The 9291-nt window shown below is 65.0% G+C and carries 11 protein-coding genes; 5 read left to right on the top strand and 6 right to left on the bottom strand.

Translation table 11 applies throughout. The annotated features are described in order from the left end of the window. The first annotated feature begins 235 nt into the window (after positions 1–235). A complete protein-coding gene (locus VJ673_RS01445) occupies positions 236–1399 on the top strand; it encodes a UbiH/UbiF family hydroxylase (RefSeq protein WP_324124229.1) in 1164 nt (387 codons plus the stop codon). A 16-nt stretch (positions 1400–1415) separates the two neighbouring features. Next, positions 1416–2147 (top strand): DsbC family protein, encoded by a 732-nt coding sequence (locus VJ673_RS01440; RefSeq protein ID WP_324124228.1) that lies wholly within the window; start codon positions 1416–1418, stop codon positions 2145–2147. A gap of 51 nt (positions 2148–2198) precedes the next feature. On the opposite strand, the gene mltA is transcribed toward VJ673_RS01440, so the two are convergent. After that, on the bottom strand, positions 2199–3458 hold the full coding sequence (gene mltA, locus VJ673_RS01435; RefSeq protein WP_324124227.1) for a murein transglycosylase A: 1260 nt from the start codon (positions 3456–3458) through the stop codon (positions 2199–2201). Positions 3459–3551: 93 nt separating this feature from the next. On the opposite strand from mltA, the gene VJ673_RS01430 reads away from it, so the two are divergent. Genes VJ673_RS01430 through VJ673_RS01420 form a run of 3 tightly spaced genes read left to right on the top strand, consistent with a single transcriptional unit; the run spans position 3552 to position 5485 of the window. Beyond that, on the top strand, positions 3552–3674 hold the full coding sequence (locus VJ673_RS01430; protein ID WP_324124226.1) for a hypothetical protein: 123 nt from the start codon (positions 3552–3554) through the stop codon (positions 3672–3674). Continuing rightward, positions 3667–4527: an ATP-binding protein gene (locus VJ673_RS01425; RefSeq protein WP_324124225.1), complete on the top strand. Its 861-nt coding sequence runs from the start codon at positions 3667–3669 to the stop codon at positions 4525–4527. Before VJ673_RS01430 ends, VJ673_RS01425 begins: the two co-directional genes overlap by 8 nt. A 13-nt stretch (positions 4528–4540) precedes the next feature. Then, positions 4541–5485, top strand: a complete 945-nt coding sequence (locus VJ673_RS01420) for a Nudix family hydrolase (protein ID WP_324124224.1) — start codon at positions 4541–4543, stop codon at positions 5483–5485. Here VJ673_RS01420 and VJ673_RS01415 read toward each other — a convergent pair. From VJ673_RS01415 to VJ673_RS01395, 5 genes are all read right to left on the bottom strand, one after another. Further along, positions 5473–5679: a DNA gyrase inhibitor YacG gene (locus tag VJ673_RS01415; RefSeq protein ID WP_324124223.1), complete on the bottom strand. Its 207-nt coding sequence runs from the start codon at positions 5677–5679 to the stop codon at positions 5473–5475. The genes VJ673_RS01420 and VJ673_RS01415 overlap by 13 nt on opposite strands. A gap of 9 nt (positions 5680–5688) precedes the next feature. Continuing rightward, positions 5689–6444 (bottom strand): cell division protein ZapD, encoded by a 756-nt coding sequence (zapD, locus tag VJ673_RS01410; RefSeq protein ID WP_324124222.1) that lies wholly within the window; start codon positions 6442–6444, stop codon positions 5689–5691. Positions 6445–6551: 107 nt separating this feature from the next. Beyond that, positions 6552–7184 carry a dephospho-CoA kinase gene (gene coaE, locus VJ673_RS01405; RefSeq protein ID WP_324124221.1) on the bottom strand — a complete coding sequence of 211 codons (633 nt, stop codon included), beginning with the start codon at positions 7182–7184 and terminating at the stop codon, positions 6552–6554. Beyond that, positions 7181–7930, bottom strand: coding sequence for an SPOR domain-containing protein (locus VJ673_RS01400; RefSeq protein WP_324124220.1), 750 nt, complete (start codon positions 7928–7930; stop codon positions 7181–7183). Before VJ673_RS01400 ends, coaE begins: the two co-directional genes overlap by 4 nt. 19 nt (positions 7931–7949) lie before the next feature. Continuing rightward, positions 7950–9291 (bottom strand): TrpB-like pyridoxal phosphate-dependent enzyme (locus VJ673_RS01395; RefSeq protein WP_414635618.1); only part of this gene is annotated, 1342 nt, incomplete at its 5' end.

Genomic DNA, 9291 nt, shown 5'->3' with positions numbered 1-9291 from the left:
ATCCCGAACAGGACCGTGAAACAGGACCGCGCCGATGATAGTGCCTCTCGTGGGTGCGAAAGTAGGTCATCGTCAGACTACCTCATCCCAAAAAAGCCGCCGACCTCACACAGATCGGCGGCTTTTTTACGTCTACGGCGCTCACCGTGTAAGCATTATTCTGTCCACGGATCTGACCGTGACTTGATCGCCCGCATGCGGCAGAATCGATCCTCTTTGCGTAATTGCGCGACCTATGGACTTTGATCTGATCATCGTTGGCGGCGGACTCGCGGGAGCCAGTCTCGCCGTCGCCCTGCAGGGCACCCGATACCGTATCGGACTTGTCGAGACACGCCCGCCGGTGCTTGCCGAGGGGTGGGATCCGCGGGTCTATGCCGTGAGTCCAATCTGTGCAGCCTTCCTGCGGGAAATCGGCGTATGGCAGCATCTCGACCTTGGTCGGATCGCGCCCGTGCACGCGATGTCGATCCGCGGTGACGCGGGAGGACAGTTGGAATTCGACGCTTACGACAGCGGTCTGTCCGAACTGGCCTGGACCGTAGAGGCGGGGAGAATTCATCGGGAGTTGTGGGAGACGGTGAAGCGTCAGCATAATGTAACGATACTCACGGGCTGTTCGCCCGATGAATTGATTCACGGGGCGGACAGCCAGACCATAGTCCTGTCGGACGGAAGACGGGCGCATTGCCGTTTGCTGATCGGCGCGGACGGGGCCAATTCGTGGGTGCGCGAACGCGCCGGGATTCGTGCGGATTCCAAGCCCTACGGAGAGCGGGGCGTTGTCGGGAATTTTCGTTGCGAGAAGGATCATCGCAACCGCGCCTTTCAGTGGTTCAGGGACGACGGCATCCTGGCCTTGCTGCCGCTTCCGCAGCAAATGGTCTCAATGGTGTGGTCATGCGAGGACGACAAGGCGGAGGAGTTGCTGGGCCTGGAGTCCGCCGAACTCGCGCGAAGAGTGGCGGAAGCCGCGGGCGACGCGCTTGGACGGCTCGAACCGGTGACGCCTGCGGTGGGCTTTCCATTGCGTTTCATGCGAGTCGAGTCGGTGGTCAAGCCGCGACTGGCTTTGGTCGGCGATGCCGCTCACGCCATCCATCCCTTGTCCGGTCATGGTATCAATCTCGGGTTCCAGGATGCGAAACAACTCGCGGACATACTTCGCGCGTTGCCTCCCTGGCGGGACCCTGGCGATCTCGCCGTGCTGCGTGGCTATGCGCGCGCACGCGCCGAAGAACCTTGGTTGCTGCAGTACACGACGCACGGGCTCAATCGCCTGTTCGGGTCGCGTAATCCCCTAGTTTCCATGTTGCGTAATGTCGGATTGAACCTGACCGACCGGGTCCCGGTCGTAAGGGACGTGCTCGTGCACTATGCAACGAGCGGGCGGTTCTGATTTTCTGGAGAATTTGATGGTGATCGAAAAACTGCGCGCGATGGTGGCGGCGCTGGGAACGTTGGCGGCGGTGCTGCCGGCAGTAGCGCACGCGGACGAAGCGGCGGTGAAGAAGGCGGTGGAGGCGTTTGTCGGATCGCCCAGTGCCGTCGAGTCGGTCGCGAAGGTGCCGTACGGCGGCCTGTATGAAGTGTTGATGAAGAGCGGGGAACTCGTCTATACGGACGACAAGGTCACGTTCCTGCTCGATGGCCGAGTTATCGACACGAAGACGCGTCGGGACGTGACGGCCGCAAGGATGGCGCAGTTGTCGACGATCGATTTCGGGACACTCCCGCTCGATCAGGCGATCAAGCAGGTACGGGGTAACGGCTCGCGCGTGCTGGTGACCTTCGAGGATCCGAACTGCACCTACTGCAAGCGTCTGGCCAAGGAGCTGACGCAGGTGAAGAACGTGACGCTCTACACCTTCCTGTATCCGATTCTGACCCCGGACTCGACCGAGAAGTCGCGCACAATCTGGTGTTCGAAGGATCGAGCCAAAGCCTGGAACGACTGGATTCTCGAGGCGAAGGCGCCTCCTTCCGGGCCGAAGTGCGATAGCGAGGTGGTCGATCGTAACGTCGAGTTGGGGCGCAAGCTGCGCATCAACGGAACGCCGACGCTCTTCCTCGCAGACGGGCGCCGGATCGGCGGTTATGTCGCGGCGGCCCAGCTCGAAGAGGCCCTGGCGGGCGTGACTAAGTAAGGGGATTGACGCCGCGCGCGGATCGTTGCTGATCCGCCGCTCGGCGGCCGCTTACTGTGCAGGGTCGTCCTTGGGTTGCAGGACCCACAGTTGGCCTTGCTGGCGCATTCGTCCTGCCTGGGTGCCGGCTTCGGCGCCAAATCCCCAGAAGAAGTCGGCGCGCACCGCGCCGTTGATGGCGCCGCCGGTGTCCTGGGCGAACATCAGGCGCCGCAACGGCCGGTCGGAGAGCGGGAACGTCGTCGATAGGAAGACGGGCGCACCGAGGGGAATGGTGCGCGGATCGACGGCGATGCTGCGTCCCGCGGTGAGAGGAACGCCCAAGGCGCCATTCGGACCGTCGTTGGTTGCGGTCATTTCCTTGAAGAACACGTAGCTCGGATTGCTGTGCAAGAGTTCGGGAAGCCGTTGCGGGTTGGCCTTGGCCCAGTTCTTGATACCTTCCATCGACGCTTTTTCGAGCGGTAGCTCGCCTTTGGCGACCAGCCAGCGGCCGATCGACTGGTAAGGATGACCGTTCTGGTCGGCATAGCTGACGCGGACGCGAGTGCCGTCAGGCAGTTCAACGCGGCCCGAGCCTTGGACCTGAAGGAAAAAGAGCTCGATGGGGTCGGCCGCCCACAGGAGCACCGGGGCGGGCGTGCGGTCCTGCATTGCGTCGAGTTCGGCGCGCGTCCAGTAGGGAACCACCTTGTTGCCCACGATGCGGCCACGAAGGCGCAGATTGCGCAGGTCCGGATAGAGATCGCCGAAGTCGACGGTGAGCAGGTCGGGCGGAACCGCGTGAATCGGCCAGGGGTAGCGGTCGGAGCGCGTACGGCTGCCGTTGATCAGCGGCTCGTAATAGCCGGTGATCAGCCCTTCGGTCGAGTTGTCGGGGTTGTGAACGGCCCACGGGACGAGTTTGTCCTCGACGAGGCGGCGAATCGCAGGCACGGCGGGATGGTCGCCAAGTGCCTGGGACGCGTCGCAGAAGGACTTCCAGCGCGACTGTTTGGCGAGGCCCTTGCAGGAGGCGCGTAACGCGGGCCACGCCTGTGAAAGGTCGTCATTCGTCCAGCCGGGGAGTTCGCCCCACTGTGCGCGCTGCAGCGGGGCTGCGGCTGCTCGGACTTCCGTCGGGGGTGTAGGGGGTGTCACCGCCGGTGCCGGGCATATGGGGCAGGCAGGACAGGGCTTCGCAGGCGGGCAGGTTTGTGTGCTGTCGCCAGCCAGCGGGGCCGGCGGCTGGCTGGCACAGGCAGCGAGGAGGGAGACAGCCAGGAGGACGAGCGGACGGCAGGCGGAGTAGCGGGAGGAACGCCGTTTCATGGGGATTCGGTTTGACGGGACGACGAAGGCTCGCCAGTATAGCGGCGACTGGAGGCAGGTGCCCGGCGAGCTCGTTGTCTTTGCGGAGGCTGCATGTGGGTCATTTTTCTCGAGGCGGGCGTTGCCTTGGCCTTGTTGCTGATCATTGTCTGGGCGACCTGGCCGAAAGGCCGTGATACGAAGAAGATCGAAGGGAGTGGTGAGCACGATGAATGACGTCGTTCGACTGATCGCACGCGCAGAGCAGTTGATGGATCGTTTGGAGTTGTTGTTGCCGCGCGGGGCGGAGGCGCCGGATTGGTCCGCCGCGGTGGCTTTCCTGTGGCGGCGGCGCAACGGCCGGGCCTGGCTGCAGCCGATCGTGCATCCGCACGGAATCCGGCTGAAGGACCTGCGCGATATCGACGACCAGAAGGACCGGATCGACCAGAACACGCGACAGTTCCTTGCCGGACGGCGCGCCAACAACGTCCTGTTGACCGGCGCGCGCGGGACGGGCAAGTCCTCGCTGGTCAAAGCCTTGCTGAATGCCTATTCGTCGAAGGGACTGCGCCTGATCGAGGTCGACAAGTCCGATCTCGTCGACCTGCCCGAGATCGTCGATCTCGTCCAGGGACGGCCGGAGCGCTTCGTCCTTTTTTGTGACGACCTGTCGTTCGAGGAAGGTGAAGCGGCCTACAAGGCGCTGAAGAGCGTGCTGGATGGCTCGATTGCGGCGGTTCCCGATAACGTGCTGATCTACGCGACGTCGAACCGGCGCCACTTGATGCCGGAATACCACGACGAGAATCTGCAGACGCGGCACGTCGACGGCGAGATCCATCCCGGCGAGGCGGTCGAGGAAAAGATTTCGCTGTCGGAGCGCTTCGGGCTCTGGATTTCCTTCTATCCGTTCAGCCAGGACGAGTATCTGGAGATCGTGGCGTACTGGTTGAAGGCGTTTGGCTTGGGCAAGCAGGCGATCGACGAGGCGCGCCAGGAGGCGCTGCAGTGGGCGTTGATGCGCGGTTCTCGGTCGGGACGGGTGGCCTGGCAGTTCGCCCGCGATTGGGCCGGGCGCGTCGAGTGATGGTGGGGCGGTGATGAAGAAGCGGGTCGATGTGGCGGCGGGCGTGATCGTGCGTCCTGATGGGCGGTTTCTGCTGGGCCAGCGTGCGCCGGACACCTTCTACCCGGGGTATTGGGAATTTCCCGGTGGCAAGGTGGAGGCAGGCGAATCGCCAGCGGGCGCCCTAGTGCGTGAGCTGGACGAGGAGCTGGGGATCCGCGTGGGAAAGGTTTATCCCTGGGTGACGCGGGAACATCTCTACGAACATGCTCACGTGCGGCTGCACTTCTTTGAAGTGGCCGAGTGGGAGGGGACGGTCAACGATCATGTACACAGCGCGCTATCCTGGGAGTTGGTCGATCGGCCCGCGGTCGGACCGATGCTGCCCGCGAACGGGCCGATCCTGAAGGCGTTACGGTTGCCGCGCTGGATGGGGATTACGCAGTGCGCGGAAATGGGTGTGGACGGGCAGCTCGAGCGGCTCGATGCGGCTTTTGCTCGTGGACTGCGTCTCGTGCAGGTGCGCGAACCGCAGATGACGACGAATGAGCGGCTGGATCTGGTGGTGCGCGTGCTGGAACGGGCGCGGTCGCGCGGCGCGACGGTCGTGGTGAATCGGGACCTGGAAGCGGCAGCGAAGGCAGGAGCCCATGGCGTGCACCTGTCGGCCGATCAGCTCGGCGGATTGGCCGAGCGGCCGGACTTCGAGTGGGTCGGTGCTTCGTGCCATACCCGGGAGGAACTGGAGCGGGCGGCGGCGCTGGGACTCGATTATGCGGTGCTGGGGGCCGTCTTGCCGACTCGTACCCATCCGGGGCAGCCAGCGCTGGGCTGGGAGCGATTCGAGGAACTTGCGCGGGACCTTCCGATGCCCGTCCTGGCGCTCGGCGGGCTTGGGCCTGGTGACATGGATGTGGCGCGTTCGCACGGCGCGCATGGCGTCGCCGCGATCCGCGCGAGCTGGGATCAGTCGTTCTGACGCGGGCCGGGAGCGTCGTCGCCTTCGCCCGGGTCGCCCGGGGCTGAGGCCGGCACGCGATAGCTTTCGGAGGCCCAGGCGCCGAGATCGATCTGCTTGCAGCGTTCGGAGCAGAACGGGCGATAGCGGTTCTCGGGTACCCACGGAACCGGGGCGCCGCATTGCGGGCATTTGACGGTGCGGACCTGGGACATACCGGGCGCTTACAGACTACAGAAGGTCAGTTCGAACTGGACGTCGCGTTCCGCGAGGCGGGGGCGGAGGACCGTTTCCGAGAGCATGAAACGCACGTTCAGGGCGTACTTGTTGGCGCTGATTTCGGGCACCACCGCGTCGGCCGGGGAAACGCGTAATCGCAACATCTGCGCGCTGCGGCCCGCCATCATCAATTGGTACGTTCCGGCACGCGCAAGTTGCATCTCGGGGCGACCACTCGCGCGCAGCAGACGCAAGACGATGGTGAGCCCGTCGCGGATCGGCATCAGCGGATGGCACCAGCCGCCCAGGTCACTGCGCCGCTGCTCGGGATCGCGGTTGAGCCAGTAGTGGTAGGACGGCAGGTCGAACTGGCAGACGCCACCGGGAATCGTCGCCCGACTGCGGATCGCCATCAGCCATTCGTTTTCGCGCAGGTACTGGCCGATCTTGCCGGCCATCGCAAGCAGTGAGGAGGAGGCCTGCTCGATTTCATACAAGGCGCCGGAGAGCGCTTCTTCGGAGATCTCGGGGTTATTGCGGAAGGACAGCAGGATCTGGCGCTGGCGCTCCAACTCCTGAACCAAGTCGACTTTCAGGTCGGCCCGGCTCGCCACTTCGAGGATCTCGAAGAGGGTTTGCAGTGCGACGTGATGGTCCTGGGGCGCTTCTCCGCGCAGGAAGTGGGCGAGCTTCTGGTACAGGTCCTCGAGGCGCAGGAGCGTGCGGATACGCTCGTTGAGAGGATATTCGTAGCTGATCACCGCGTTGCGCCCGAAATTGACAGGAGTCTCGAATTGGTTGCGGCGATGATAGCACAGGGCCTATGCCACGGCCGGTTGCGATTGAAGTCGGCGATGGCGGGGTGTGATTACGGAAGCGTAATCGGCTGTGCTGCACCTGCGGCCTGGAGGTAAGACCGGTGCAGGCGGTCGGCATGAGCGATCAGTGTCGGCAGGTCGCCGCTGTTGTCGATGACATCGTCGGCCGCGGTAAGGCGTGCTTCGCGACTTGCCTGCGTCGCCATGATGGCACGTACCTGGTCTTCGGGGATGCCGTTGCGCGCCATGACGCGCGCGATCTGGAGTTCCTCCGGGCAATCCACGACGCAGATGCGATGGCAGCGTTCGCGGTAGGTGCCGGCTTCGACCAGCAGCGGCACGACCAGGACGACATATGGGCCGATGGCTTCGCGCGCACGGCGGTCGCATTCGGCGCGGATCATCGGGTGGAGGATCGCCTCGAGCCGCTTGCGTTCCGACGGGTCGGCGAAGGCCCGGTCGCGCATGGCCTTGCGGTCGAGGGCGCCGTCGGAGGCGATCACGGCGTCGCCGAAGGCCTCGCGGATCGGAGTCATCGCGAGGCCGCCAGGCGCCGTGAGGGCATGGGCGATAAGGTCGGTGTCGACGACGGTTGCGCCGAGCTCGGCGAAGCGCGTTGCCGCGGCGCTCTTGCCGCTGCCGATGCCGCCGGTGAGGCCGACGATGAAGGGGGAGGAAGTCATGATTTGCATTCGCCGATAGTGGCGCCGGACTGACGGACTACGCGCGAGGCGGACATCGTGTCGACGGCCGCAGCGGAGCCGCGCATCTCGACGCGGTGAACCACGGTGTTGCGGGCGGCGATGGTCGCCGTGCGCACGCGCTTGTTCTGCAGCATCGCGAGATGTTGCTGCGCCTTCGCTTCGGACTTGAACAGGCCCAGCGAGACTGCGTATTGGTTGGGGCCGGGGTCCTGCATGATGAACAGGTCCTCGATGCCGAGCGAGCGCAGCTCTGCGACGCGACGCTCCGCGGCTTCCTTCCCGCCGCTTGCGGGAATGTGCACCCACCACGAAGACGGGGCGGTGGCGGTCTCGTGGGTGGCGCGCACCGCGGCGGTCGCCGCGCGCAAATTCTGCGCGAGATTGTCGGCCTGCGCTTCGGTCAGGCCTGTCAGCGCAACGCAGGCCTCGTCAGCGCCGTTGGCGGCCTTGGCAGCGGGCGGCTTCGCTTCGTTAGTCGGTGCCGTGACAGGCGCCGGAGCCGGTGTCGGCTCGGGCGCGGGAGCCGGCTCCGGCGATTTGGGTTTTGCTTCTTCTGCGCGCGGAGCTTCGGCGGGACGCAGGACGATGCGCTCCGGGTTGAGCTGATTGGTCAGCCGTTCCGGCTCCCCCTCGGGCGCTGGCGTCCCCAGCCAGCCGCGCGAAAATGCGAAGGCCAGCAAGTTGAGGAGGAGCAGGACGAGAAACAGGACACGCATCATGGGCATGGGGAAGAAGCTTACCCGATCAGCCGACCTTCGGTAGATGCGCCAGTGATTGCGCGACGGCTTCGGCGGGATAGTCGTAGTTTTCGAGTTGCCCGGAGAAGAAGCGCTCGTAAGCGCTCATGTCGAAGTGGCCGTGGCCGGTGAGGTTGAAGAGGATGACCTTCGGCTCGCCGGTCGCCTTGCACTTGAGCGCTTCGTCGATCGCGGCGCGAATCGCGTGGCAGGATTCGGGCGCCGGAATGATGCCTTCGTTGCGCGCGAACATCACGCCGGCCTCGAACGTCGCGAGCTGAGGCACGGCGACCGCTTCGAGCAGGCCTTCGTGGTAGAGCTGCGACACCAGCGGGGAGTCGCCGTGGTAGCGCAGGCCGCCGGCGTGGATGCCCGGCGGCATGAAGTCGTGGCCCAGCGTGTACATCTTCATCAGCGGCGTGAAGCCGGAAGCGTCGCCGAAGTCGTAGGCGTATTGTCCCTTGGTCAGCGTCGGGCAGGACGTGGGTTCGACGGCGACGCAGCGCAGATTCTGCGCCCGGCTGTCGCCGGCCGCCTTGTCGGCGAGGAAGGGGAAGGCGATCCCGCCGAAGCTGGAGCCGCCGCCGCAGGGGCCGAGGACGACGTCCGGATAGAGGCCGATCTTGTCGAACTGCTTCTTCGCTTCGAGACCGATGACGGTCTGGTGCAGCAGTACGTGGTTGAGCACCGAGCCGAGAGTGTAGTTGGTGTCGGCGCGACCGGCGGCTTCCTCGACGGCTTCGGAGATCGCGAGGCCGAGCGAGCCCGGGTTGTCCGGGTCGCGCGCAAGGGCGTCGCGGCCAGTCTGCGTGAGCTCCGAGGGACTTGCGAACACTTCCGCGCCCCAGGTCTGCATCATCAGGCGGCGGTAGGGTTTCTGGTGATAGCTGACCTTGACCATGTAGACGCGGACTTCGAGGCCGAACATCTGGCCGGCGAAGGAGATCGACGAGCCCCACTGGCCGGCGCCGGTCTCTGTGGTGAGGCGCTTGATGCCGGCCTGGCGATTGTAGAAGGCCTGCGGCACGGCGGAGTTGGGCTTGTGCGAGCCGGCGGGCGAGACGCCTTCGTACTTGAAGAAGATCTTTGCCGGCGTGCCAAGGGCGCGTTCGAGGCGCACGGCACGCATCAGCGGACTGGGGCGCCAGATCTTGTAGACCTCGCGCACTTCGTCGGGAATCGGAATCCAGCGCTCGGCGCTCATTTCCTGTTCGAGGATCTGACCGGGGAAGATCGCGAGGAGCTGCTCGGGGCTGACCGGCTTGCCGTCCGGGCCCAGCGGCGGGGTCGGGGCGTTCGGCATGTCCGCGACGACGTTGTACCAGTGCGTCGGGATTTCGTTCTCTTCG

Source organism: Aromatoleum sp. (assembly GCF_035254505.1).
Taxonomy (GTDB): Bacteria; Pseudomonadota; Gammaproteobacteria; order Burkholderiales; family Rhodocyclaceae; genus Aromatoleum.
Note: the sequence above shows the minus strand (reverse complement) of the source record. Positions and strands in the feature narration are given on the sequence as shown.